This window comes from Hymenobacter volaticus, from assembly GCF_022921055.1.
GTDB classification, from domain to species: Bacteria; Bacteroidota; Bacteroidia; order Cytophagales; family Hymenobacteraceae; genus Hymenobacter; species Hymenobacter volaticus.
Window position 1 is genome coordinate 3,207,760 of sequence record NZ_CP095061.1, and the last position, 23,804, is coordinate 3,231,563.

General features: G+C 56.0%; 23 protein-coding genes and 1 tRNA gene. 13 read left to right on the forward strand and 11 right to left on the reverse strand.

What is annotated here, in order from left to right; genetic code table 11:
- Positions 1-31 precede the first annotated feature (31 nt).
- Positions 32-409 (forward strand): response regulator, encoded by a 378-nt coding sequence (locus tag MUN86_RS14025; protein ID WP_022824573.1) that lies wholly within the window; start codon positions 32-34, stop codon positions 407-409.
- Positions 410-503: 94 nt separating this feature from the next.
- The gene (locus tag MUN86_RS14030; RefSeq protein ID WP_245118627.1) at positions 504-1,271 is read left to right on the forward strand and encodes an MBL fold metallo-hydrolase; all 768 of its coding nucleotides are present in this window, start codon (positions 504-506) and stop codon (positions 1,269-1,271) included.
- Positions 1,272-1,411: 140 nt separating this feature from the next.
- Here MUN86_RS14030 and MUN86_RS14035 read toward each other — a convergent pair whose 3' ends face one another.
- Positions 1,412-1,885 carry a hypothetical protein gene (locus MUN86_RS14035; RefSeq protein WP_245118629.1) on the reverse strand — a complete coding sequence of 158 codons (474 nt, stop codon included), beginning with the start codon at positions 1,883-1,885 and terminating at the stop codon, positions 1,412-1,414.
- 162 nt (positions 1,886-2,047) lie between these two features.
- On the opposite strand from MUN86_RS14035, the gene MUN86_RS14040 reads away from it, so the two are divergent.
- Together MUN86_RS14040 and MUN86_RS14045 are read left to right on the forward strand one after the other, a co-directional pair.
- Positions 2,048-2,563 (forward strand): hypothetical protein, encoded by a 516-nt coding sequence (locus MUN86_RS14040; protein ID WP_245118630.1) that lies wholly within the window; start codon positions 2,048-2,050, stop codon positions 2,561-2,563.
- 74 nt (positions 2,564-2,637) lie between these two features.
- Positions 2,638-3,711, forward strand: coding sequence for an NFACT RNA binding domain-containing protein (locus tag MUN86_RS14045; RefSeq protein WP_245118632.1), 1,074 nt, complete (start codon positions 2,638-2,640; stop codon positions 3,709-3,711).
- 70 nt (positions 3,712-3,781) lie between these two features.
- Here MUN86_RS14045 and MUN86_RS14050 read toward each other — a convergent pair.
- Positions 3,782-3,863 (reverse strand) — tRNA-Leu (locus MUN86_RS14050).
- A gap of 368 nt (positions 3,864-4,231) precedes the next feature.
- Positions 4,232-4,921: a Dps family protein gene (locus tag MUN86_RS14055; protein ID WP_245118634.1), complete on the reverse strand. Its 690-nt coding sequence runs from the start codon at positions 4,919-4,921 to the stop codon at positions 4,232-4,234.
- 130 nt (positions 4,922-5,051) lie between these two features.
- Here MUN86_RS14055 and MUN86_RS14060 point away from each other — a divergent pair, with 130 nt between their 5' ends.
- The gene (locus MUN86_RS14060; protein ID WP_245118635.1) at positions 5,052-5,759 is read left to right on the forward strand and encodes a VIT1/CCC1 transporter family protein; all 708 of its coding nucleotides are present in this window, start codon (positions 5,052-5,054) and stop codon (positions 5,757-5,759) included.
- A 175-nt stretch (positions 5,760-5,934) separates the two neighbouring features.
- Positions 5,935-6,480, forward strand: coding sequence for an MOSC domain-containing protein (locus MUN86_RS14065; protein ID WP_245118637.1), 546 nt, complete (start codon positions 5,935-5,937; stop codon positions 6,478-6,480).
- A 129-nt stretch (positions 6,481-6,609) separates the two neighbouring features.
- Here the strand turns inward: MUN86_RS14065 and MUN86_RS14070 are convergent, their stop codons facing one another.
- Positions 6,610-7,407: a DUF2490 domain-containing protein gene (locus tag MUN86_RS14070; RefSeq protein ID WP_245118639.1), complete on the reverse strand. Its 798-nt coding sequence runs from the start codon at positions 7,405-7,407 to the stop codon at positions 6,610-6,612.
- Between the two features lie 268 nt (positions 7,408-7,675).
- Entirely contained in the window at positions 7,676-9,079 is a 1,404-nt protein-coding gene (locus MUN86_RS14075; RefSeq protein WP_245118641.1) for an RtcB family protein, read from the reverse strand.
- A gap of 1,040 nt (positions 9,080-10,119) precedes the next feature.
- Here MUN86_RS14075 and MUN86_RS14080 point away from each other — a divergent pair.
- Complete coding sequence (locus tag MUN86_RS14080; protein WP_245118642.1) at positions 10,120-10,398, forward strand: hypothetical protein; 279 nt, start codon at positions 10,120-10,122, stop codon at positions 10,396-10,398.
- Between the two features lie 132 nt (positions 10,399-10,530).
- On the opposite strand, the gene MUN86_RS14085 is transcribed toward MUN86_RS14080, so the two are convergent.
- From MUN86_RS14085 to MUN86_RS14095, 3 genes are all read right to left on the reverse strand, one after another.
- Positions 10,531-12,057, reverse strand: coding sequence for a TROVE domain-containing protein (locus MUN86_RS14085; RefSeq protein ID WP_245118644.1), 1,527 nt, complete (start codon positions 12,055-12,057; stop codon positions 10,531-10,533).
- A 95-nt stretch (positions 12,058-12,152) separates the two neighbouring features.
- Positions 12,153-12,371 carry a hypothetical protein gene (locus MUN86_RS14090; RefSeq protein ID WP_502592232.1) on the reverse strand — a complete coding sequence of 73 codons (219 nt, stop codon included), beginning with the start codon at positions 12,369-12,371 and terminating at the stop codon, positions 12,153-12,155.
- Positions 12,293-13,453 carry a hypothetical protein gene (locus tag MUN86_RS14095; protein ID WP_245118646.1) on the reverse strand — a complete coding sequence of 387 codons (1,161 nt, stop codon included), beginning with the start codon at positions 13,451-13,453 and terminating at the stop codon, positions 12,293-12,295. The genes MUN86_RS14090 and MUN86_RS14095 overlap by 79 nt, the downstream gene beginning before the upstream one ends.
- 1,281 nt (positions 13,454-14,734) lie before the next feature.
- Between MUN86_RS14095 and MUN86_RS14100 the strand changes: the two genes are divergently transcribed.
- Genes MUN86_RS14100 through MUN86_RS14110 form a run of 3 tightly spaced genes read left to right on the forward strand, consistent with a single transcriptional unit; the run spans position 14,735 to position 16,701 of the window.
- Positions 14,735-15,637 (forward strand): histone deacetylase family protein, encoded by a 903-nt coding sequence (locus MUN86_RS14100; RefSeq protein ID WP_245118647.1) that lies wholly within the window; start codon positions 14,735-14,737, stop codon positions 15,635-15,637.
- A 51-nt stretch (positions 15,638-15,688) separates the two neighbouring features.
- Positions 15,689-16,144, forward strand: a complete 456-nt coding sequence (locus MUN86_RS14105) for a hypothetical protein (RefSeq protein WP_245118649.1) — start codon at positions 15,689-15,691, stop codon at positions 16,142-16,144.
- Positions 16,145-16,152: 8 nt separating this feature from the next.
- Positions 16,153-16,701 carry a J domain-containing protein gene (locus MUN86_RS14110; protein WP_245118651.1) on the forward strand — a complete coding sequence of 183 codons (549 nt, stop codon included), beginning with the start codon at positions 16,153-16,155 and terminating at the stop codon, positions 16,699-16,701.
- Positions 16,702-16,737: 36 nt separating this feature from the next.
- Here MUN86_RS14110 and MUN86_RS14115 read toward each other — a convergent pair whose 3' ends face one another.
- Positions 16,738-17,640 carry an alpha/beta fold hydrolase gene (locus tag MUN86_RS14115; RefSeq protein WP_245118652.1) on the reverse strand — a complete coding sequence of 301 codons (903 nt, stop codon included), beginning with the start codon at positions 17,638-17,640 and terminating at the stop codon, positions 16,738-16,740.
- A 70-nt stretch (positions 17,641-17,710) separates the two neighbouring features.
- Positions 17,711-18,301, reverse strand: coding sequence for a TetR/AcrR family transcriptional regulator (locus tag MUN86_RS14120; RefSeq protein ID WP_245118654.1), 591 nt, complete (start codon positions 18,299-18,301; stop codon positions 17,711-17,713).
- A 269-nt stretch (positions 18,302-18,570) separates the two neighbouring features.
- Between MUN86_RS14120 and MUN86_RS14125 the strand changes: the two genes are divergently transcribed.
- On the forward strand, positions 18,571-19,590 hold the full coding sequence (locus MUN86_RS14125) for an N-acetylmuramoyl-L-alanine amidase family protein (RefSeq protein ID WP_245118656.1): 1,020 nt from the start codon (positions 18,571-18,573) through the stop codon (positions 19,588-19,590).
- Between the two features lie 302 nt (positions 19,591-19,892).
- Here MUN86_RS14125 and msrB read toward each other — a convergent pair whose 3' ends face one another.
- The gene (msrB, locus tag MUN86_RS14130) at positions 19,893-20,282 is read right to left on the reverse strand and encodes a peptide-methionine (R)-S-oxide reductase MsrB (protein ID WP_311181709.1); all 390 of its coding nucleotides are present in this window, start codon (positions 20,280-20,282) and stop codon (positions 19,893-19,895) included.
- 193 nt (positions 20,283-20,475) lie between these two features.
- On the opposite strand from msrB, the gene MUN86_RS14135 reads away from it, so the two are divergent.
- Positions 20,476-21,282 carry an NIPSNAP family protein gene (locus MUN86_RS14135; protein WP_245118658.1) on the forward strand — a complete coding sequence of 269 codons (807 nt, stop codon included), beginning with the start codon at positions 20,476-20,478 and terminating at the stop codon, positions 21,280-21,282.
- A gap of 252 nt (positions 21,283-21,534) precedes the next feature.
- A complete protein-coding gene (locus tag MUN86_RS14140; RefSeq protein WP_245118659.1) occupies positions 21,535-23,760 on the forward strand; it encodes a M3 family metallopeptidase in 2,226 nt (741 codons plus the stop codon).
- The last annotated feature ends 44 nt before the right edge of the window (positions 23,761-23,804 follow it).

Genomic DNA, 23,804 nt, shown 5'->3' on the forward strand with positions numbered 1-23,804 from the left:
CGTACCCCTACATCATTACATTCTCTCTCCCATGAGCGACGCGAAAACAATACTGATTGCCGAAGACAGCTCCGTCATCCTGAACTTGACTAAAAAAATTCTTGAGCTGCAGAAATACCGCATTGTGTCGGCCAAAAACGGGGGCGAAGTTCTCAAGCAAGTGGAAAGCCAGCCCATCGATTGCGTATTGATGGACATCAACATTCCCGTAAAGGACGGTATGGAATGCACCCGCGAGATTCGGGCTCATCAAGACGAGCGGATTTCTAAAATCCCAATTATTGCTATCACTGGCAACGCCAACAACTACTCGATGGAGCAATTCCGTGAGGCTGGCGTAACCGATTACTTACCTAAACCACTTGATTTTGATGCACTTGTACGCGTAGTAAAGCAGTACGTAGGATAAATACCCGAATAGCTGAATGGCGAAATGGTTGGTTGTTCCGATAATTCGTAGAACAACCAACCATTTCGCCATTCAGCTATTCAACAATTAGCCCATGCAAATCACCTTTCTCGGCACGGGTACTTCGCAGGGTGTGCCCGTGATTGGGTGCCACTGTGCGGTGTGCCGCTCCCTGGATTACCGCGATAAGCGGCTACGGGTATCGGTGCACCTCGAAATCCAGGGCAAGAGCATCATTATTGATTCAGGGCCCGATTTTCGGCAGCAGGTACTGCGCGAACGAGTCGACCGGCTGGATGCACTGGTGTTTACGCACGAGCATAAAGACCACACAGCCGGCATGGATGACATCCGGGCTTACAATTTCAAGCAACAGCAAGATATGCCCGTGTATGCCGAGCCACGGGTGCTTGACCAGCTCCGGCGCGAATACGCCTACATCTTCGCTGAACACAAGTACCCTGGAGTGCCGCAGGTACAAACCATTCCAATTACCGACGACACTACTTCCTTCGATGTGCAAGGAGTAACTTTCCATCCTATCCGGGCGCTGCATTACAAGCTGCCAGTGCTTGGGTTTCGGGTAGGCAACTTCACCTATGTGACGGATGCCAATCATCTAGAGCCGGAATCGTTGGAGCGGATGCGAGGCTCGGAAATCATTGTGCTAAATGCCTTGCGTCACGAGCCGCATATCTCACACTTCTCCTTGACTGAGGCCATAGCCGTGCTCGAAGACCTCGCTCCGCGTCGGGCTTATCTCACGCACATCAGCCATTTGTTGGGTAAACACCGTGAGGTAGAGGCTACGCTGCCCGATTTCGTTCGGCTGGCCTATGACGGACTGCGGGTAGAGGTGTGAGTGAAAGCAGTGCAGGCTTATTTTTCCAGATGCCTAGTATCAGGCAAGTTCAGTGACTAAAAACAGAATTGAGCCGTTGCGGAGTAGCCTAGTGAACGAATTCACTAGGCTACTCCGCAACGGCTCAATTCTGTTTTAACTTAGTTTTGGATTGGTTTTGTAACACGAAGTGTCACCATAACATCCTTTTTCGCTGGTTGATCCTTCTCGGCTTTTAGATTGTATTTAAGGTAATATAGCAGGTAACGCTGGCCATTAGCTCGTACGCTGGTTGTATCGAGCCAGTTGGTGTTGTAGGTTCCAATCTGGTTAGCTGGAAACTTCACTTCTTGGCTTTGCCCTTGTGCATCTGTAACAAGGAAGGTTGGATAAACAGGATAACTAGGGCCGAAACAGCATATTGCGCCTTTGTGACAAAAAGAAAGCTGCATGTCCGTAAGACTCACAGTTAATTCGGGCTGATTAGAAGAAGGTAGTACAGCTTGTTGACGATAGCTCAGGCTAAAATCTTCGTTGAAAGGTACCGCAATAGCGGTAGGTCCCACTTCCTCATCAGTTTTTGAACAGGCGACTACGCTTAACCCTAATGCGGCAAGAAGTAAGTATTTTCTCATGTTATGCTAGATAAGTAGGACAGCATTGCTGTTTATATATACTGGAACTGGAGCCGCAACCTCTGATACTGGTTGCAAGCAGCTGCCCTAAATTTGCTGTTCTACCTTTACCTACTGTACTAGCAGGCACTACCAAACTTGCCTTGTTTCGAATAATAACTCATGCATAATAATTACTACTTCCTGCGCCAGTTGGCTCCGGCTCTCACGCGTCAGTTGGCTGGCTACAAAGTAGTGACGTGCTTTTCGCAAGAGAAGGATGAATTGGTGATAGGTCTTACCAATGGCGCGACGGAATTCTGGCTGCGGGCCCAGCTTTCGGCTGTTTTTACAGTGCTGGCTCTGCCCGAAACCTTTCACCGGGCCCGCGCTAACTCAGTGGATTTGTTGCCGGACTTATTGGGGCAGGAAGTAGCTGAAGTACACGCGCTGCCTAACGACCGAGTACTACAACTCGGTTTCCAGAGCGGCGCCACGTTGCTGCTGAAGCTATACGGCCCCCGCCCCAATGCTATCTTTCGCCTCACTCCTGATGCGCCGGCTGAGCTGTTCCATCAGCGCTACACCGCCGATGCTGACATTCAACCGCTATTAGTAAACGAGGATTTGCCCCTGCCTCACCCGCTATTAATGAAAGTGAACAGGCTACTAGGATTGATCCAAATCCAACGGATCTAGAGAAAGAAAGCGGTGAAGCTTTAGCACCAAAAGAGGTAGTAAATCCGCTTAAGCGCTATCCAGCTCTAGCCGATGTGCCTACCCGTTACCTCCGTGCCCACGGCTACGACCCGGCGCCGCTGGCGGTCAAAGAGCAACTGATTCGGGAAGTATTACTTCTACTGGAGAATCCGACAGCATTTTACCTTGTGGCGGTGGAGGGGCGCACCCGTTTGAGCTTACTGCCTGTTGGGGAAGTGGAGCGCACCTTACCGCCCGACCCGATAGCGGCGCTGCGCATCTTCGTACCCCTGACCCTAGGACGCCGTGCTTATGAATCAGAACTGCGGCATGTACGGCAGACGCTAGAGCGCCGTGCTGATGAGGCCACCACGAGTGCCAGCATGGCCCGTACGCGGCTGTACGCTTTGGAGCATACGGCCGGCTACCGCCAAACCGCCGACCTCATTATGGCGCATCTGAGCCAGATTCCGGCGGGGGCGAGTAGCGTGGAAGTAGTGGATTTCTACCAGGACAATCAATCAAGAATCATCAAGCTCAAACCAACCGAAACCCCTCAGCGCACCGCGCAGAACCTGTACCGCAAAGCCAAAAACCAGCAAATTGAAACCCGCCAACTAACCGAGCGAGTGGAACGACGCGAAGCGGAAGCGCTGTGGTGCTTGGAACGGTTAGAAGAACTTGACCAGCTTCCGACTGACCTGCGCGCGTTGCGGGCTTGGCGCAAGCAGCACCAGCTAGAGCCCGAAACCAAAGCCAAAGCTGCCCAAGAATTGCCTTTCAAAGTATTTGAAGATGCTGGCTTTACCATTTTGGTGGGTCGCAATGCGCAGAACAACGACCTGCTTACGCAACGCTATGCCCACAAAGACGACTTATGGCTGCACGCCAAAGATGTGAGCGGCTCACACGTAGTTATTCGTCACCGGGCGGGCCAACCTGTGCCTGAACCTGTAGTGGAGCATGCAGCGCAGTTAGCCGCTTGGTATTCGCGCCGGCAAAACGATTCGCTTTGCCCGGTTACGGTCACGCCGAAGAAGTTCGTACGCAAGCCTAAGGGAGCTTTGCCAGGCCAAGTGCTAGTGGAGCGCGAAAAGGTGGTGCTGGTGGTACCGGCCAATCCGTTTGAGCGAAACGGTACGTTGTAGACCACGATACTATCCTTGATAAAAACAAAGAGCCCGTTTCAGCTAGCTGAAACGGGCTCTTTTCTTGGAGTGCGCGCGGGGAGATTCGAACTCCCACACCCGAAGGCACCACCCCCTCAAGATGGCGTGTCTACCAGTTTCACCACGTGCGCAGATAACGGCAAGCACTCCTTTACTGGTCGAAAACCGAGGCTTTCGGCTCTGCTGAGGCGTCAGAGCGAGGACAAAAGTAGGTAGCCGGTGCGCTTAGTCCAAATCCAGTCAGGTATTTTTTGCTCGCCAAAGCGCGTTTTGCCGAACAGCAAGGGTGTTGCAGCCTCACTGTCAGCCGGAAAAGTAATTTCTGCTTGCTCTGAAAATTCTAAAAAAAGTAAGCTCGCCACGGTTTATAACTCCAAATGCTCTTACTCAGCCACCTTAATCCATCGGAATTAAAACCACATAGGCGAAGCAAGCCCTAACGCAAAATGGCTCCAGTCTTACGACCAGAGCCATTTCATACTACAGTGAATTAGTTAAGCTATTCGGCGCGAACCAAGGGCGTGTCAACTACGTGCTCAGACACAAACCACACTTGTAGTTCGTTGGTCCGCATTACGTCGCTTACTACTACGTCGTTGGTACCGTCGTCGCCGGCGTCAGCAGCCGTTTTGGCGTACTCGTGGCAATTCTTGAGGATGATTTGGTGGGCCTCCAACAAGCGCGACACTTGTACGGGTGCTTCTTCCCGGTCGCGGGGCGGGCGGGGAATGCTGGTGAGTTCGGCTACGTCGTGCGCCATAGCTACGGCTACACCGCCCAAGATCTGGATGCGCTCAGCAATGATGTCGACTAGGCCGCTTTGCTCTTCGTAATGCTTATCGTAGAGCAAGTGCAATTGGTAGAAAGTAGGACCTACCACCTGCCAATGGTGCTTCTTGTACAGGTCGCGCAGCGTGATAGTGTCGGCGAGCAGTTGGTTGAGGTTGGCTACACTTTGCTGGCGCGTATCGGTATCGAGGCCGATAGGCAGACGTTGCGACACGGTGCCGAATTTCTGCAGCGCCGCAGGAGCATCGAACTGCTGATTCAGTACGGGTTGCAGCATAGGTGTTGCACGATTGTTGGACGATGCCTGCCCATCAGAGGAGGCCGCCTTTTTGCTAGCAGCAGAAACTTTAGGAGCTGCTGCTACAGCAGCAGAAGTTTTGGTGGCAGGAGCTTTGGCCATGGTACTTGAAAAGAAGAGAAGAAGGTAGTCGGATGAATAACCGGTTGGTTGGTTTTACTCAACCGCACCGCTTAGGGGTAGTACGCACAAATAAGCGGCAGGTTAGCGTACAGACTATATTTACTTCCTTATGACGCACCCTCATTCGCACCCGCACCCCGAACAGCACCTAGCTAGTTCGGCCATGCTACAGGATATTGTCATCGGTCTTTCAGATGGCCTTACGGTCCCGTTTGCGTTGGCAGCCGGCCTCAGCGGAGCCGTCGATTCGTCAAACCTGGTGATAACGGCTGGCCTCGCAGAGATTGTGGCGGGCTCGATTGCCATGGGGCTCGGCGGCTATTTGGCTGGCCGAACCGAAGTGGATCATTATCAGGCCGAACTAGCCCGCGAGTACCAAGAGGTGCGTGAAGTGCCGCACGTGGAGCGAGCCGAAGTAGAAGATTTGTTGGCAGAAATCGGCCTTTCGGAAACTACCCGTAAGCTGGCCGTGGCTGAGCTCACCGCTGACCCTGACCAGTGGGTGCGGTTTATGATGAAATACGAACTTGGCTTGGAGCAGCCCGATCCGAAGCAGGCGCCCAAAAGTGCGGCCACTATCAGCCTAGCATACGCAGCCGGCGGCTTGATTCCGCTAAGCGCCTACTTTTTCACGGCTACTCCCAACCAAGGGCTGCTTTGGTCGGCTGTTATCACTCTAGTGTGCTTGCTGGTGTTTGGCTACCTCAAAAGCCGCCTGACGGGTCAGCCACCACTTGGCGGAGCTTTCAAAATGGCGGGTATTGGTGCTTTGGCTGCCGCTGCTGCATTTTGGGTTGCCAAATTAATTTCCGCATAACTTGGTTGAGGTGTCAGCAAGCTTGCGGTTTGCTATTTCAGCAGTTGAAACGGTTGTCACGTTATCTTTCGGGCTTACCAGAGCTTACATACCGTAAACTCCGGCTTTTCACTACTGACGACGTTTTTCGTCGAAACGAATTCGTAACCATTTCAGTGGCCTCACGGCTCAGCATATGCCTTTTCCTTTCTTCGGCGACGATAAGTCCACCATTGCTACCCTCTTGAGTACTCTCCCTCAAACCGGCCGCTTGGCCTGGATAGGTTTACGGCCCGTGCGGCGGGAGGCGGTACGCTCAGTACCCGAAGCCATTGCCGAAACCGACCGGCACCTGCAAGGCGACCACGCCCGCCCAAAAAGCGGTGGCAAGCGCCAGATTACGCTGATTCAGGAAGAGCACCTAGCCGCTGTGGCGGGCTACCTCGGCCACGACTCCCCGCTCGATCCGGCCCGCTTGCGCCGCAACCTGGTTATAGGCGGCCTGAACCTGCTGGCGCTCAAAAACCGGCGTATTCAGATTGGGGAGGAAGTGATACTCGATATTACCGGAGAATGCCACCCCTGCTCCCGTATGGAAGAAGAACTAGGGCCTGGCGGCTACAATGCCATGCGCGGCCACGGTGGCATCACGGCCCGCATTGTGCAAGGAGGCACACTCCGCGTAGGAGACGCAGTGCAGGTCATAGCAACACAGCCCGCTACCGAACAAGCTACCAGCTAATTGCCTTCCGAAAGCTGCTCCTTTGCGAGGTATTCTTATCCGTAACCGCAAAAACCAACAAGCCTCGCTCGATACCCTTGCAGGGCATTACTTGCTAGTGTGGCGAGGATAGTGACCCGCTTGAGCTTGTTAATCTTGCTGTGAGGGCAGGCGCTCAGGAGCCGCAGAATTGGACTTACGACTAAGCCGATAAACAAGTGCTATTACTATGTTGCGCTTGGCAGACGTGTTTTGCGGGATAAACTGGCCTTGCCTAACAGCAGGCTGGTTGTAGTTGGCTTGATTCACCCACCCCGTTTGCAGCGTCAGGTGGTCGTTGAACTGATAGCCGGCCCCTAGATAGATGCGGTTGCGTTCCAGCACCGGGCCTTCGGGGTTAAGAAAGATTTCGTCGTAAGCGGAAAGGAATACGGTGCCGGCCCCGATGGTCTTCTTGTTTAGCGGATAAAACGCGTTGAGGCGGTAGCGCAGTCGTTGGCGGGACGAGGTACTATCGTCGCGGAACCGAAACCAGCGCTGCTCTGCCCGGTACCGATGCTCTATTTTCAAACGGCTGGAATACTGCGTCAGCACAACTTGCCCCCACATGCGCTTCTCCACATTCAAAGGTCCTGCCGGACGGTCCCGGTAATCGGAGGTGGCGTAGCGGCCGCCACCAAGCAGCACCGTAAAATTCTTGTCGAGGTCGAAGCTAACGCCGCCTTTCAACTCATTATAGAAATACTGCCGGAACAGCGCGTTGGTGCGCGCTTGTGCTTCCGCAAAGCCTCCCCACCGACTCTCGGCGCTGCCGGGTAATTGCAACGTCCCAATAAACCAGGTTCCCCAAGGTTGTTCGGGGTTAGAAGGTACTTGCGCCAAGGCTGGTTGGGTGGCACTGGCAAGTAGCACGATAGCCGAACTTGCAACGAGAAGATTTCTATTCATTGGAAAAGGCAGGCGGTTCAAGGCTGAACAGCAGACATGAAACCAGGACGCTGATGTAGCGGCACATCAGCCTGCCCTGTTCCGAAGTTGCTCTCCACAATTGCCTAGGGCTAGGTGATAGCCAATGCAAATATATCGGGTAGCCGGTAGGGACTTGGTAAGATGCCGCGCCGAAGTTGCTTGTTATTCACGGTATCAAAGCGGACTTTGCCTTGCCCACGAACACAAAAAAGGCCTCAACCAAGAGTTGAGGCCTTTTCTTACTGCATTAAGCGCCACCTTCCATTCGCACGATGCGCGGGGAGAAAGACCCGAGCACATCTACCAGTTCGGTCTGGCTGGCCATGACGGTTCGGATATCCTTGTAGGCTTGCGGTGCTTCGTCGAGGCCGCCTCCAATCAGCTCGATGTTGTGCTGCTGGAGGTAGCGTTTCACCTCGGCCTCGCCGAGTTCTTGCTTGGCCCGCGTCCGCGACATGGCCCGACCGGCCCCGTGCGAAGCTGAAGCCAACGACGCTGGATTGCCCCGGCCGCGCACAATGAAGCCAGGAGCCGTCATCGAGCCGGGGATGATGCCGAGCACGCCTTCACCGGCGGGCGTCGCGCCCTTGCGGTGCACAATTGCTGCGCGGCCATCGGCTAGGCGCTCTTTCCAGGCGAAGTTGTGGTGGTTTTCCACTTTCGCTAGGGGCCGCTCCCCAAGGGCTTTGGCTAGGCGCTGGTGTATTTGGTGGTGACAGGCCGAAGCGTAGTCCCCGGCCAGATTCATAGCCGCCCAATACTCTTGCCCGGCTTCGCTGTCGAGGGAAAGCCACGCGAGGTGTTGCGCTTCCGAGGGCAGTTGACACACATCTTTGGCGAGTTTGGTGTAGTGGTTGGCCACGCTAGCGCCCAAGCCCCGAGAGCCGGAGTGCGAAAGCAGACCTAGGTACTCCCCTACCGGTACGCCTAGATCGTTGCTAGAATCAGTAATGTTGACAATACCCCACTCCACAAAGTGGTTGCCGCCGCCCGAGGTGCCAATTTGCTCGGCTGCCGTAGCTTGCTTGTTGCGCAGAAATCCGATGTCCTGGAATTCGGCGCGGTCTAGCACGGCGTGGTCAAGCTTCTGGCCGCGCTGAAAGCCTTGCTTGTTGCCGAAACGAGTGTTGTCGAGGAGCAACTTGCGCAGTTCCTGTATCCGTTGCTCTAGGTGCTTGGGCGGCAAGGCAAACACCGACAGCGCCATCCGGCACCCAATATCCACGCCAACGGCGTAGGGAATAACGGCGTTATCGGTGGCTAATACGCCCCCAATAGGCAAGCCGTAGCCGTGGTGCGCATCGGGCATGAGGGCGCCAGCCACCGTCACGGGCAACTTCATGGCCGTTTCCATTTGATGAATGGCCCCATGCTCTATGTGCTCAGCCCCAAATACGGCGTACTCCTTGCGCTCGGCTAAGGCAATGTGGCGGCTAGGAGGTGGCAGCAACGCGGCGGCCGTATGGCTCCAGTCGAGGTCGGTGAGGAAATCGTTGGGTGTTGCGAGTAGGCGCTGCAACAGCGCTAGTTGATCGGTTTGCGAGAGTTTTTTGAGATGCTTGCGCTGCAATTGTGCTAGCGCCAGTCCGATGGCCCGACCTTCCGGGAAGCCAAGCTGCCGAAGGTCGTTGCCGCGTAAAAGATTGCCCATATAAAGGAGGGTTGATTGCTGAATGTTGATTGTTGACTTTGGCGCAAGCCGCTGACTTGGCGCCGCAATCCTTGAATTACTTTTCTTCTGAACCCCGGAGCAACAGACGGGCCGCGCAACGGGCCAAACGGCCCGACGTGAAAAGTCGAAGTAGCGCGTACCTACGGCATCCGGAGAAGAAAAGCAGGATACGGGAAGGGTGAAAAACGGATAGCCGCTTTGAGTATCGGACGAAGTAAGGCTAGCCTACGACACCTTCCCTTTCTCCTGTAATGAAAACCTGACAGGGCTACAGCGCGCGAAGCCCACAAAATGTGCTCTAACCACTGAGCTACTGCCTGATAACGGCAGGTGGGACTTGAACCCACGACCCCATTGCCCCAAACGAAGTACGGCTTCGCTACGGCACCTGTCAGGTGTAACCTAATGTTAATGTACGGGGCAACTAGCGCCAAGCCTCCTAATTAACCTGCTCTGCCAGTTGAGCTACAGCACCACCGAAGGGCAGTACCAGCAGGACTCGAACCTGCAACCTGGGCAATCGAAATGCGAAGTATGGCCCGGCTACGGCACCCGTACAAGGCTAATTAATAGTGAGGTAAAATGCGCTGGCCGTTTTTTAGCGCGTCTACCAATTTCGCCACTCGTGGCTTACACCACGAGGCAGGACTCGAACCTGCACATCCTTACGGAACTACACCGAAGTATCGGCCACCTACGACACCCACTATTGTAACTTGGTTTCTGTGGATTTCATACGGGGCAACAGGCGCCAGCCACTCGGTCTTGCCCTACCAATTTCCGGCGCCATGCTTCACAGCATCACTTCGGGAGTCGAACCCGCGACAAGACCTGTTGGGGGCGAAGTAAGGCAAGCTTACGGCACCCGTTTGAAGATCAACAAGAAAAGTCTGCCGGGGCAACAGGCAACGAACCCTTTGCTCTACCAATTGAGCTACAGGCCCATGGTAAAAAATGCGTGGGCCTGATAAGAATCGAACTTATAACCGAAGTAAGGATCATTTACGACACCCGGCAGGGTGATTTCTCAGCTGGGCCCACCAGCTTCGGGGCAACAGGCGGCTGGCGTATTGTTCACGGCCGAAGCCGTGAAGTGGGACTCGAACCCGGCAACCCTTCCGAAGAATAGTTGCTTCACCAGCGAAGTAACGCCCGCCTACGGCACCCGAAGTGGTGGCTCAGCTGTTTGGAACGGCGAGCCGAAGCCACAATGCTCCGGCTACCTGCCGTTCCGGCTGGCGGCTGCCGCAAGCTGGTCAGCCGCCTTCCCAATTATAATAACGCAAGAAAAATCATGATTATTGAGTGTTTTATGAAAAAAATGTTTCAGTTGTCTTCTGTCGAGGTTAGTGCTGGTATGTTTCGGGCAGTAACCCGGGAGTGGCGGCAGCTTTCACTAGGTTAAATACCACTCCCGGGCCGCATGATGTTTAAAAGGTTATTGACTGGATTTCAGTGAGGGCGGAGCCACCATTTTCGAGGGCTTCCAACACGTTGAAAACTTTGTCGGACCAGCCGGCTATCAGGGCTACTCCGTCTTCGGCGCGAACGTCGAGGGGAGCGGTACCGTGACCGGCGAGGTCGAAGAGGTACAGGCGAGCCTGTGGGGCCACCGTACGGCGGTACTCCGCCCACTCGTGAGCAATAGTGGCACCATTGAGGTGGGTGTTCCAGAGCTGGCAGTCGGTGAAAATCATCACTTTATCGACTACCTCCCGGCGGCGGCGCAGGTCCTCAATTACCAGGTAGCCGTTGGTGCTGTAGCCTACCTCGCCCTCGCGGCGGTAGAATTCGTCGACGTTGCCAAGCACCGGCCCGCGGGGCAGGCTGAGGCGCTTCCACGTGTTGCCGAACATACCAGCCGTGACGTGCTGGCAGCGGCTTTGCAGCAACATGCCGAGCACCAAGCCCACGTCATAGAGCTGCACTTTGCTGCGCGCCGACACCGGTTGCTGCATCGAGCCCGACACGTCGCAGGCGACTACTACGCGGGTGGCGGGGCCGAAACCGCGCAAGTTGGCGGCGCTGTGCGTTATGGCATCTTCCAGAGCGGCAAGCACCGCTGCTACGTGGCCGTTTTGCAAGGCTTTCACCTCACGGTAAGCGGCCAAATAGCGGAAAGGCAACTGCTTGCTGCGCGCTACTGCCGTCCGGTCGGAGAGCGTGGTGCATACTTCCACCACCGCCTCGGCCGACACGTCGGCTTCGAGGATATTGCGTAGGTTGCGCAGCAAGGCCATGTAGCCAAGCTTGCCGCTGGCAATCAACGTCTCCCACTTTTCGCGGAAAGCCGCCGTACGTTCCACTTGCGTGGCGTAGGTAGCCTGCCCGAGCGCCGACAACTCGGTTTCCCACGTGTAGGGCGTGGGCAAGGTTCCGGCCACCAACTGGTTGAAGAGAACCTGCTGCGCCTCGTTGCGGGGCGTGGGGTGCACCAAGAAGAGTGCGTCGCGCAACCGCACGGCCCCGGCCCGGTCGTACTTGGCCAGCTGGTAGCCGTCGAAACGGTTGAAGCTGGCGGCCAGACCTTTCTGCAACTGCTTGGAGAGGCGGTTGAGGGTTTTCACCCCTGCCCGCTGATTTGCTTGGGCGTAGCAAGCCAGCAACTCGGTGATTTCGTCGGGCCGCTGCACGATGCGGGCCACCAAGCGGCTCACTAGGTTGTCGCCGCGGTGCAAACGCGCCAGTTCTACGGCCAGCACCAAAGGCACCGAGCGCATGTACATCTGCTCGCGGGCGTACACCGCCAACTGCGCCACAAACGTGGGGTCGTTGCGAGCCACCAACTCACGCAACCGAGTTAGCCGCGTATCGGCTTTCTCGTAGAACTGGTCGCTGAGGGCGGCCGTAGCCACAGCAGCGTACAATTCCAACTGGGGCGTGAGCGTGAAGGCGGCAGCGCCTTCGTGGTTCACAGTGTTGGGTTGGGCTTTGCGGAAAGTAAAGTTGAAACGCATGACGGTGGATTTGTGAGGTGGTGGAGGGGGAGCTTGTGGTTCGGCTGGCACCACGTGGTGGGCAGTACGGGGTTCTTTTTCGCCAACTACTTAGGTTAGCTCAGCAAATGCTTGGGAATCAGCAGGCGGTTGTCGGCTGCCCAACGCTGTATCCAGGCGCCTTCCTCGTCGTTGGGGCGGCGGTTGAACAGTCCCCGGGCTTGCACTATTGTGCGGTTGGCCTGCACTTCAAGCGTTACGGCACGGGTACCGTTGAGAGTAAGCGAGAAAATAGCGCTACGCCCTCGCCGACACGAATCGAAGTAGGAAGCCACGCAGTGGCGCAGGGTCCGACCCTCGTCGAGCAGGTTCCGGTAGGTGCGCAACTGGGTGATGCGCACCGGGCACTTGCTCCCCCAGAAAAATCCGGTATTGGCAGCGGCACCCAGGTGGTATCTAGCATCAAGCTGGTTTCAGGCACCCGGTATGGAGCCTGGGCTAGTTGACGGTGCCACTGCGCCGTTTGCGTCAGTACACTGCTCATCGAGCGACCCTTCAGCGAAAAGCCCGGTTGAGCTGGTTCGCCATTTAGGCCCACCGCGCGCTTTTGGTGAATCCAGTCGCACACAGGCCCTAATTGATAGGGGTCGACCATGGATGCCGTGGCAAAGAAGTCGACCACTCGTAGCCAGAACTCGTCGTCGCGCCCCAGATAGCGGCTCAGACGGGAATCGAGCACTGGCCCTAGCCAAGCCAGCTGGTCGCGGGCAGCGAGTTGGGCGTAGCGCAAGGCATGGAGAAAGGAGTAACCCGCCGGGGCTAGGCGTAGGTGGTGCTCTACCTTGCGGGTAAGTGGCACCGGCAACCCCCGAAAGGTGCGTAGCGCCCCACCCCGCCCTAGGTGCACGGTTAGCTCGGCAATGTTGAGGCCGTCGTGCAGGCGGCCGGCAGTCCAGGAGTTAATAACCCAGGCAGGCACGTCGCCATACTGGTCGAAGAGGTGGCGCACCAGGCTTTCCAGCTGCCGAAAGGGGTTCCGGCTGCGGGGCTGCCAGTCGGTTAGCTCCCGGCAACGCTGGGGCAGCCACTGGGCCACCGCCGCCAAGGCCGGGGCCAGTTCGGGGCGCCAGAGTAGTTCGGTACGCTTGGCGGCCAGGGCGAGCAGCAGTTTGGCGCACTGGCTACGCTGCGACTCTTTTTGTTCGTGAATGCAGTGCCGATAGAACTGCGCCAGCACCGAATTCTCGCCTAACTGAGCATTGATGACGGGCAGGGGGCCGTAGTGCGAAAACAGGTATTCCACCTGTTGGGGGAGCGGCCAGCGGCGCCAGTCGAGGCGCTTGGCCGCAGAAAGTACTATGCGCGCTTGCTGGGCTTCCCAGACGGCATGGGGTAAGGGTTTGAGACGGTTGGACATCGGGGCAGATTCCCTTCACGAGGGCGGTTACCGATTGACAAATCAGATTGATAATTAGGCTCGGAGGCCGATAAGCTGAGTAGAATCCGGAAGCTTTCGTACATGACAGATGGCATAAAAAGTGGTGAATGAAATTTGCGATTCGCAGCAAATACAATTATTGTTTGTTAATTAATTATTACCGAAAAGGCACACGTTTTTCACGTCGCTTGAAATTAATTTTCAGCGAATAAATACTATGAAAAAGCCCGACTTCTGGTGGAAGCCGGGCTTTTTTCACGGATACGTCACGAGGTATTTACCTACGCGAATCGTTCAACGAAAAATCCCGGCCATACCAATCCCACTTGGCGCTCATAGGCCGCCACTCTGGTGATTGATACAGAAAACTACTGTGTAACAGGCGCATGGCCGAAGGGATGAAAAGGGCTGAAAACAAACCACCCGAACCTTCTGAGTTCGGGTGGCGGAAGTATCAGAGGGAGTCTGCTACTACTTAGCTATACCGAACCGCGCATGAAACCATTGGCTTCCTGTCGTCTTGCTTACTGATATAATTAAAGTGGCGTAGCATGGGGTTATTGTGTTTGGTGTAACAAATATGAAAGGAGTTTTTGTATTAACCAAAATACATTCCAAAATATTTTAATTTATTTTTATTTAGAATGAATCAAGAACAATTAAGATCAATAAATAGCGGCCAACACATTCAGTATCTAGAAAAGATAAGACGGCATTTAACGTCAAATATCTCGTTTCAACCAGTGTATTTAATTTAAGAAATTAAGCTGACTAATTAGTTGAAATAACCCTCTGACGGACGCTCCTACACCACAGCTAAGAAGGAAAGTCTGTTGGTACCCTAAGATGAGTGGTAAGGATAGTTGATGTGCTGCCCCATCCACAAGACCGTCCTGCTGAACGGAGTCGAAGCATCTCGCGTGAATCGTAGCATATAGTAGGAGTTACCACCCTGGCGAGATGCTTCGACTCCGCTCAGCATGACAATTTCTGTGATAACCTCAGCACGCGAGATGCTTCGGCAAGCTCAGCATGACGGTTACTGTGACAATAGCAGCGAAGAGTGGTCAACTACTCCTAACCTCTCCTAGCTAGAATGCGCAATATCATGTGTGGATGGGTATCGGATTACTCTGTTGTACTCTTGGCTTATAAGCTTTAGCGTAGATGTGCTATGGCTAGAGCCGACTGGTTGGTACTGCTTCCGCTTGGTGTTGCTTGTTTTGCGTACTGTTTTGTGTATTCACTCTAGCTGCCTGCATGCCTTGCCTTGCCACTTCCGAACGTTATAGCATCAGTTTGCCGAATGGTCACCGCTTTCCCATTGCTAAGTACGAACTGATCCGAGAGCAGCTGTTGTGGCAGGGCATAGCGCCACCGGATGATTTCTATGACCCGGGGCTGTGCTCCGAAGAAGACATTTTGCGCGTGCATTCGGCGGAGTACTGGCACCGGGTGCGCGACTTGCAACTCTCCCCTGCCGAAGTACGTCGGCTGGGCTTGCCACAGAGCCCGGAGTTGGTTCGTCGGTCGTTGAGCAGCGTGGCGGGCACGGTGCAATCGGCACGGCGGGCGCTGCACGATGGTATAGGGATGAGTCTGGCCGGGGGTACGCACCACGCATTTCGGGACCGGGGCGAAGGGTTTTGCGTGCTCAATGACATTGCCGTGGCTGCTATGCACTTGCTGCACCATCAGCTGGCCAAGCAAATTTTGGTGGTTGACTTGGATGTGCACCAGGGTGATGGCACGGCCAGTATTTTTCGGGAGGAGCCGCGCGTGTTCACCTTCTCGATGCATGCCGGCGCTAATTACCCATTGCGCAAAGAGCAGTCGGATCGGGATGTGGCCCTTGACTTGGGTACCGATGATGCCGCGTATTTAGCTATTCTCCGCGCCAATCTACCCGACTTGCTTGCCCAGGTGCAGCCAGACTTTATCTTCTTTCAGGCTGGCGTGGATGTATTGGCGACCGACAAGCTCGGCAAGCTGGCGCTCACGCCCGAAGGCTGCCGCCAGCGCGACGAGTACGTGTTGCGCCGGTGCCAGGAGCAGCAGTTGCCAGTAGCCGTCAGCATGGGCGGTGGGTACTCCGAGCGGCTCTCCGACATTGTGGATGCACATTGCAACACGTTTCGGGTGGCGTATGAGGTATTTGGGTGAACCTGGCAGGGCCTCCCTTCTGTTCGATTACCTGCACCCTACCTTTGCCTGATGAATCTGCACAACCCCGCCACCGATTTACCTGCCGCTAATTCCTTACCGACACTAGCTTCGGGCGAAGCGGTGGGTTCGCCAGCGCAACAGGCGTTTCGGGAGGCCGTGCAACAGGTGGAAGGCTTGCGCCAGCGGCTGCGCGACTTGCAGGTGGAGCAGGCCGAAGCCCGGCGGCGCTACTGGCAGCAAGTGGGCCCCGCCGCACGGACAGTAGTGGAAGCCAGACGCGCACTATTTGCACCACTGGAAGAAGCGCTGTTGCTGCCTTACTTCAGCCGCAAGGAGGAGCGCCAAATCACGGAGTTCATTCTTGGCAATGCCCGCTCCTTGCACAATCGGTTTGGGGAAGACACGGCGGATATAGTGCTGAAATATGCTCCTAACCGCCGCGCAGCAGTTGAAACAGAAACAGCACCCCCGAAGACAAGACCCCGGACTTCTCTCCTGATTTAAATTCCAGCTTGCCGCCCCACGAGCAAGCTGCTGCTCATGCACGCGCCCGGCGCAAATCGAAAGCCCAGAAAGCGCAAGAAGCTGCTGAAAAGATTGCCCGGGAAGAGCAACAACGTCTTCTTTCCAACACCAAAACTCTGTACCGCCAGCTGGCCCGCACGCATCACCCCGACCTGGAGCGCGACCCGGCCACCCAGGCCCACAAAACGGCCTTGATGCAGCGCATCACCGAGGCCTACGAAGCCAACGACCTCTACACGCTGCTCCAACTCCTGTCGGAATCAGGGCCCGCCGCCAGCGCCGACGATGATGTACTGACCCGTTACACGCAGGCCTTGCACCAGCAGCAAACAGAGCTCAAACAGCAACTCAACGAGTTGAAATACGGCGACAATGGGTTTAGTGGCAGCAGCGGCAAAAAGCGCGAAGCGGAATTGCGCCAGCTCAAGCGCCATTTGCGTGCCGAGGCAGAGTATTTAGAACATATCCTCCGACTAATTCAAGAGCCCGAAGGCTTGCGGGAGGTACTGCGCGACCTATCCGCAAGCGGCCACTAGACGGTGTAAAGCAGTTTTGCTGAAGCTCGCAAGACCTTAGGCCAGGAACTCCACCACTTGCGCTAATACGCCCGAGTCGCGCATGATGCGGTTGTGGCCCAAGCCGCTGGTAGCCCGGAAATCCAGCGCTGGCCAGCTGGCGGCAATAGCTTCGGCATCGGTGAAGGGCACGTTCAGGTCGTGGCGGTCGTGGAGCAGCAGGGCCCGCTGCACGGGCAGGTGGCGGCCCGCTTCTACTAGGCTAAAGCTTTCAGCCTTGCGGTTGAACTGCTGTTGAATGAAGCGAGCCATGTGGTCAACCACACTGTGCGGAAGGCGCAACAGGTCGGCGAACCGCTCGGCTACGTTGCGGGTGCTGCTTGGGGCGCTCATGAGTACCAAACGCGGCAACTTGCCCCCATCGGGCTGCTTGAATTGCACCGGCACCCCGGCCGTGCAGGCTGCCCCAAATGAATGCGCTACCACAGCGTACACGGGCCCAATGGCATCGGCTACGGCCTGTATTGCGCCGGCAAAGCTTACCAACGTCGCCCGTTGCCCTTCGGAAGCGCCGTGGGCGGGGCCATCGAGGGCCACTGCCCGATAGCCAGCCGCTACCAAGCCAGCCGCCATGGAGCCCCAAAAGCTCGCCCGGTGTTCCCACCCGTGCACCAGTAGCACCGTACGCCCCCCCGTAGCGTTCCACTCGTAGTAAGCCACGCGCCCACTACCAGCCTGCACTGAGTGCGACTGCGCCTTGGCCAGTGCCGACGCTTCCCACGCTTTCACGGGCAATCGGCGCGGCGTAGTAAACAAGCGCCAGGTTGACCGGAATGCCCACTCTTCCGAGAGGGCCGCTTGCAGCCGCAGTTGCAGGCGTAAGAACTTCAGGCCGGGCGGCACCGATGGATACAGCACTTTCGCGGGGCGGACGGGAGCGGGCTCAAACAAAGTTTCCAACGGATAGAGGTCTGAGGCAGGCGAAAAGACATTAACCATAACGGGCACAGCTAGCGGGTTAAGAAAGGATTTACTCTGGTAGCAGTTCCAAGCGCAACTGCTCGAAAATCAAGTAAAACTGGCGCTCATCGTGGACGCGGGCCATTTGGAGCGCACCCGCCAACGTGGTCAGTACCTGCGCGGCTTTGGCCGTTGGTTGACCTTTGAATGCTAAGGTGCCAGCCGCGCGGCCTGCTTCCAGCACACCCGCCAGAAATTCGGTTAGCTCCCGGGTTAGGAGGCGTAGCTCCTGCTGCATAGCCTCGGGAAGGGTCCGGAACTCGGCAGCCAACGAGCCAAACAAACACACCCGTTGCTCGCTGCGCAAATGCTCGAGATATACTTCAAAAAGGGCCTCCAGCTGCTGCTGAGGCTGCAATTCCGTTAATCGGGGTAAGCCACGCCACTTATTCAGCCGCTTGCGCTGCCGCTGGATGATGGCCGTCCCTAAATCTTCTTTGGTTGGGTAGTGATAGTGAATAGCGGCGGATTTTACGCCTAGCTCTTTGGCAATATGCTGATAGCTAAACGCATTGAATCCGCGCTCAAGCAACAGCTGCTGAGCCAGATTGAGGATGCGGGTGCGGGTATCGGGTGTAAGTACTTCCGGCTGATTCGACATAACACTCAAACATACTTACTTAGTAGTAAGTAAGCAAATATCGCCTAAATTTTATACTTGGATAGCCTTGCCACTTACCCGCCGTAAAACCCTTTTGGTGCCATAGGAGTAGAGGGAGTTTCTTGGTGCAGATTGGACAGTTGCGCTCCCTGCAGCCTGATTAATGCTTTTAACCGTGTATTCTGGCTCGTTTTTTAGTACTCTTGTCATTTAGAATTTATTACCGCTACCTAGTTGCTTTGCGAACGGCCATTCTCTTTCTCCTGCTTTTGCTGGCTTCTGCCCTAGCCTTTAGCCAAACTAAATACCGGCAAGTAGTAGCCCGTCGCGGTGATGGTACCCAAACTCTGCTGCGCCGCTATGGCCTAGCCCCGGCCACTTACTTGCGGCCTTTTCTAGTCCTAAACCGGGGCGCGCTCGGCAAAAACCAATCGTTGGTTGCCGGCCGCAAATACCGCCTCCCCCCCGTTGTACGCCGTACAGCAACCACTACGCGCCGTATTCAGCCGCGAACCGCTGCGCGGGCCGCCACGCCAGTACCGAAAAAAGTGATACTGCCGCTGACTAGCTTTTTCGGCAAAGCCTACGACCAAACCCGGCCCTCCGATGGTCTGTTGCGCGGCGCGGTTTTCTACCTTTCTTCCGGCCACGGCGGCCCCGACCCTGGCGCCATTGGCAAGTATGGCAGCTATTCGTTGGCCGAAGACGAGTACGCCTACGATGTAACGCTGCGGCTAGCCCGGGTGCTTTACATGCATGGGGCCTTGGTTTACCTCATTATCCGGGACCCCAACGACGGCATCCGCGACCAGCCCGTGCTTCTCCCCGACTACGACGAAGTCACGTATCCGAGCCTGACTATCCCGCGGAGCCAGCTGGCCCGTCTGCGTCAGCGCATCAACGCCGTAAATGCCATTTATCCCCGCCACAAAGGCGCTTACCAGCGCTTTTTGGGCTTGCACGTAGACAGCCGCAGCGAAGGCAAGAACATCGACGTGTTCTTCTACCACAACTCCAACAGCGCTGTGGGCAAACGGCTGGCGCAAAACATTCACAAGATGTTTACGGCCCGCTACAAGCGCGCCCAACCAAATCGGCCCTATTCCGGCACGGTATCGGCCCGCAACTCCTTGTATGTGGTGCGCAACAGCCACGCGCCGGCCGTATTCATGGAGCTAGGCAACATCCGCAACAACAAAGACCAGCGCCGTTTCCTCATCCCCGACAACCGCCAAGCCCTAGCCAACTGGATGTACGAGGGCATTCTAGCCGATTACCGCTCACGCTGAGTAGTGCCAAAGCATCTGGTGTGATGACGTTGCAAATAACCACAGTACGTCATGCGCGCTTGCCGAAGTATCTCGCATACTAATGGTAAAACACAACACTATCAGCCCGTCCTGCTGAGCGCAACCGAAGCATCTCGCTAGGGTGGTAAACCCTAATGTATGCAACGATTCACGCGAGATGCTTCGGCTCCGCTCAGCATGACGTCCTTGTGGATGGGGCAGCAAGGGAGACGCGGTGGCTCTGCTAAGTAGGACTTGCGTGGTGCCTGGCAGTACTATATAAGGGAAGCTTAGTTAAACTTTCATTCTTCATCAGCTAGCATAACCAAACTTTCTGAATTCATGCAGTAGCGCAAGCCGCTTGGCTCTGGGCCGTCGGGAAACACGTGGCCGAGGTGGCCGTCGCAGACGTTGCAGAGGGCCTCGATTCGCTGCATTCCGAAGCTCTCATCGTAGGCGTACTTGATGGCGTTTTTGGTGAGCGGCTGCGTGAAACTAGGCCAGCCTGATATGGCGTGATATTTCGCGGACGACGTAAATAATAGGCTTCCGCAGCCACGGCAGGCATATGTGCCGGGCTCGTAGGTGCGGCAATACGCATTGCGATACGGCGACTCGGTTCCTTTCTGGCGCAACACCCCAAACTGCGCGGGCGTCAGTGTTTGCTGCCATTCCGCCTCCGATTTCTCCACGCGGCGCGGTGGCTCGGGTTGCTGTATTTGGCAAATTTCAAGATATCAATCCAGCGCAGCATCAACGCATATACTCAACAGTGACTGGGAAGTTTAGCTTTTCAGGTGTAGATAACTCTGCATCTTGCCTAGTGGGCATAGAATTTTTATTAGGTTTAGTGCGACTATTTCTTACCCCCACACTTTCTCCCAAATGAAGCACTTGCTAGTATCTGAACGGCCACCCAAGACTGGTTTGCTTTTTTTTATCGTTTTGGCGCTGCTAACCTTACAGGTGACTGTAGCCGCCGCCGCTGACAAAGAACTCTACCAACTTCGAATCTATCATCTAAAGGACAAGCAGCAGGAAGAGCGCGTTGACGCCTTTTTGAAGGATGCTTACCTGCCTGCTCTGCATAAGTTGGGCGTGCAGAAAGTCGGCGTTTTCAAGCCTATCGGCAACGATACGGCCGTTGACCGCCGGATTATGGTGCTTGTTCCTTTCAAGACGTTCAACCAACTCCTGAGCGTAACCGACCGCCTAGAGCAAGACAAAAGTTTCGAAAGCAACAGCCAATACTGGACGGCCGCCTACAATAACCCGCCCTACGCACGCCTCGAAGTTGTTGAAATCCAGTCTATGTCGGATAAGCTTCAGTTGCAGGAACCAGCGCTGAAGGGTCCACGGGCAGAGCGGGTGTACGAGTTGCGCAGCTACGAAAGCCCCAACGAGAAGATCCACATCAATAAAGTGCAGATGTTCGTGCAAGGCAACGAAATAGGCTTGTTCAAGCGCCTAGGGTTCAACGGGGTGTTCTACGGCCGGGTAATAGCGGGCAGCCACATGCCCAACCTGATGTACATGACCAGCTTCGAAAACAAAGCCGACCGCGACGCGCACTGGAAAACCTTTGGCTCCGATCCGGAATGGAAAAAGCTTTCGGCCCTGCCAGAGTATCAGAACAACGTTTCCAGAAACCAGCAGACGTTTTTGTACCCCGTCGCGTACTCTGACTTTTAAGCCTAGTTTTCCGAGGCAGTAGCAAGAAGCCTGCGCTTGGCGCATCGTTTGGCACGACTGAAACCGCATAGCGGCAACGGCTTCGTTCAACGATACGCCAAACGCAGGCTTCTTGCTCTTGGATAGTGCGGTTGTAGGGCGTAGGGAGCGGAAAGGCTGCGTAGCAAGGCGCTTGAATGGAACCCGCTGAAGCGAATTAGGCTTTGGTAGTACTTTCACGCTTGCACCATTGCCACAACCTGTTCTTTGCTCATGTCCAACCTTACTTTTTCTGGTGGGCGGCGGCTTACTTCTGCCCTGCTTGCCTTTAGTTTAGCTGCCTACGTGAACCCAACTCCTACTAGTGCCCAGACGGCGCCGGCAGTGGCTGCCGTCCGCCCCGACTCCAACCCCCTACTAGCGTCTTGGGCGGGCCCCTACGGGGGGTTTCCGGCTTTCGACAAAGTGCAGGTAGCCCACTTCAAACCGGCGTTGGAAGCAGCTATGGCCGAAAACTTGAAGGAGATTCAAGCTATTGCCAGCAACGCACAAGCCCCAACGTTCGAGAACACCATTGCCGCGCTAGAACGGGCCGGCCACACGCTCGATCAGGTCCAGACGGTGTATGGCGTGTGGGCGGGCACCATGAGCAGCCCCGAAGTGCAGGCGGTACAGCGCGAAATGGCGCCCCGCATGGCGGCCTTCGGCGACCAAATCACGCAGAACGAACCGCTGTTCAAGCGCATTGAGGCCGTTTACAACTCGCCCGACAAAAAGAAGTTGACGCCCGAGCAGCAGCGCCTCACGTTTGTGTACTACAACAACTTCGTGCGGGCTGGGGCTAAGCTAGATGCCAAAGCCAAAACGCGCCTCTCGGAAATCAACCAGCAGCTGGCGGGGCTGTTCACGCGCTTCAGCCAAAACGTGCTGGCCGACGAAACGGACTCCGTGATGGTGCTGAAAACGCCGGCCGACTTGGCCGGCCTGCCTACTTCGTTGCGCGATGATGCGGCCAATACGGCCACCGCGCGCAAGATTTCGGCGGTGGGTGTTATCACCAACACCCGCTCGTCCATCGAGCCGTTCTTGACCTACTCCGATCAGCGCAAGCTGCGCGAGAAGGCGTGGCGCATGTTCTACAACCGCGGCGACAACGGCGGCGCGCACGACAACAACGCCCTCATTACCGAGATTCTGCAGTTGCGAGCGGAGCGGGCCAAGCTGCTCGGCTACGCCACCCACGCCCACCTGCGCCTCGACAACACCATGGCCAAGACGCCGGAAAAAGCCATGGCCCTGATGGAAGAAGTGTGGGCGCCGGCCGTGGCCCGCGTGAAAGAAGAAGTGGCCGACATGCAGGCGCTAGCCAAAAAGGAAGGTGCCAACATCAAAATCGAGCCCTGGGACTACCGCTACTACTCCGAGAAGGTGCGCAAAGCCCGCTACGACCTCGACCAGAACGAGGTGAAGCAATATTTGCAGCTCGATAAAATGCGCGAAGGCATGTTTTGGGTGGCTGGCGAACTGTTCAACTTCACCTTCAGCCCCGTCACCGACGTGCCCGTGTATCATCCCGACGTGAAAGTGTGGGAGGTGAAAGACAAAACCTCGGGCAAGCACGTGGGCTTGTGGTACTTCGATCCCTACGCTCGGCCCGGCAAACGATCCGGCGCCTGGATGAACGCCTACCGTAAGCAGGAGCGCATGAACGGCGAGGTAAACACCATCGTGTCCAACAACTCCAACTTCGTGAAGGGCAAGGACGGTGCGCCCACCCTCATTTCCTGGACCGACGCCACCACGTTGTTCCACGAGTTCGGCCACGCCTTGCACGGCCTCTCGTCCAACGTAACCTACCCGACCCTGTCGGGCACAAGCGTAGTGCGCGACTACGTGGAATTCCCGTCGCAGGTGCTGGAAAACTGGCTGCCTACGCCGCAGGTGCTTCAGCGCTTCGCCGTGCATTACCAGACCGGCAAGCCCATTCCGCAGGCCTTGGTTGATAGGATTGAAAAGGCCTCGACCTTCAACCAGGGCTTCGAAACCACCGAGTTTTTGGCCAGCGCCCTCATCGATATGAAGCTGCACTTGGCCGGCGACCAGAAGATTGATGCCGATAAGTTCGAGCGCGAAACGCTGGCGCAGTTGGGTATGCCGAGCGAGATTGTGATGCGCCACCGCACGCCGCAGTTCTCGCACGTATTTTCCTCGGATGGGTACTCGGCCGGTTACTACAGCTACCTCTGGTCGGTGGTACTAGCCTCTGATGCATACGGCGCCTTCACAGAAGCCGGTGGCCCCTACGACAAAGCCGTGGGCCAGCGCCTGACCAAGTACATCTTCTCGGTCGGTAACACTGTGGACCCTGCCGATGCCTACCGCTCCTTCCGCGGCCGCGACCCGAAAATTGATGCCTTGATGCGAGAGCGTGGCTTCCCATTGAAAGGCGCAAAAGCCAGCCCACCGGCAACCAAAAAACCAGCTACTAAGAAGAGCTAGCACATTCGCACACGGCTTTCCTTATTCTAAGGAAAGCCACTTAT

Bases quoted from the DNA above. Each gene is read 5' to 3' on its own strand.
- MUN86_RS14025 (WP_022824573.1), top strand. From the start codon at position 32: ATGAGCGACGCGAAAACAATACTGATTGCCGAAGACAGCTCCGTCATC.
- MUN86_RS14030 (WP_245118627.1), top strand. From the start codon at position 504: ATGCAAATCACCTTTCTCGGCACGGGTACTTCGCAGGGTGTGCCCGTG.
- MUN86_RS14035 (WP_245118629.1), bottom strand. From the start codon at position 1,885: ATGAGAAAATACTTACTTCTTGCCGCATTAGGGTTAAGCGTAGTCGCC.
- MUN86_RS14040 (WP_245118630.1), top strand. From the start codon at position 2,048: ATGCATAATAATTACTACTTCCTGCGCCAGTTGGCTCCGGCTCTCACG.
- MUN86_RS14055 (WP_245118634.1), bottom strand. From the start codon at position 4,921: ATGGCCAAAGCTCCTGCCACCAAAACTTCTGCTGCTGTAGCAGCAGCT.
- MUN86_RS14060 (WP_245118635.1), top strand. From the start codon at position 5,052: ATGACGCACCCTCATTCGCACCCGCACCCCGAACAGCACCTAGCTAGT.
- MUN86_RS14065 (WP_245118637.1), top strand. From the start codon at position 5,935: ATGCCTTTTCCTTTCTTCGGCGACGATAAGTCCACCATTGCTACCCTC.
- MUN86_RS14070 (WP_245118639.1), bottom strand. From the start codon at position 7,407: ATGAATAGAAATCTTCTCGTTGCAAGTTCGGCTATCGTGCTACTTGCC.
- MUN86_RS14075 (WP_245118641.1), bottom strand. From the start codon at position 9,079: ATGGGCAATCTTTTACGCGGCAACGACCTTCGGCAGCTTGGCTTCCCG.
- MUN86_RS14085 (WP_245118644.1), bottom strand. From the start codon at position 12,057: ATGCGTTTCAACTTTACTTTCCGCAAAGCCCAACCCAACACTGTGAAC.
- MUN86_RS14095 (WP_245118646.1), bottom strand. From the start codon at position 13,453: ATGTCCAACCGTCTCAAACCCTTACCCCATGCCGTCTGGGAAGCCCAG.
- MUN86_RS14100 (WP_245118647.1), top strand. From the start codon at position 14,735: ATGCCTTGCCTTGCCACTTCCGAACGTTATAGCATCAGTTTGCCGAAT.
- MUN86_RS14105 (WP_245118649.1), top strand. From the start codon at position 15,689: ATGAATCTGCACAACCCCGCCACCGATTTACCTGCCGCTAATTCCTTA.
- MUN86_RS14120 (WP_245118654.1), bottom strand. From the start codon at position 18,301: ATGTCGAATCAGCCGGAAGTACTTACACCCGATACCCGCACCCGCATC.
- MUN86_RS14135 (WP_245118658.1), top strand. From the start codon at position 20,476: ATGAAGCACTTGCTAGTATCTGAACGGCCACCCAAGACTGGTTTGCTT.
- MUN86_RS14140 (WP_245118659.1), top strand. From the start codon at position 21,535: ATGTCCAACCTTACTTTTTCTGGTGGGCGGCGGCTTACTTCTGCCCTG.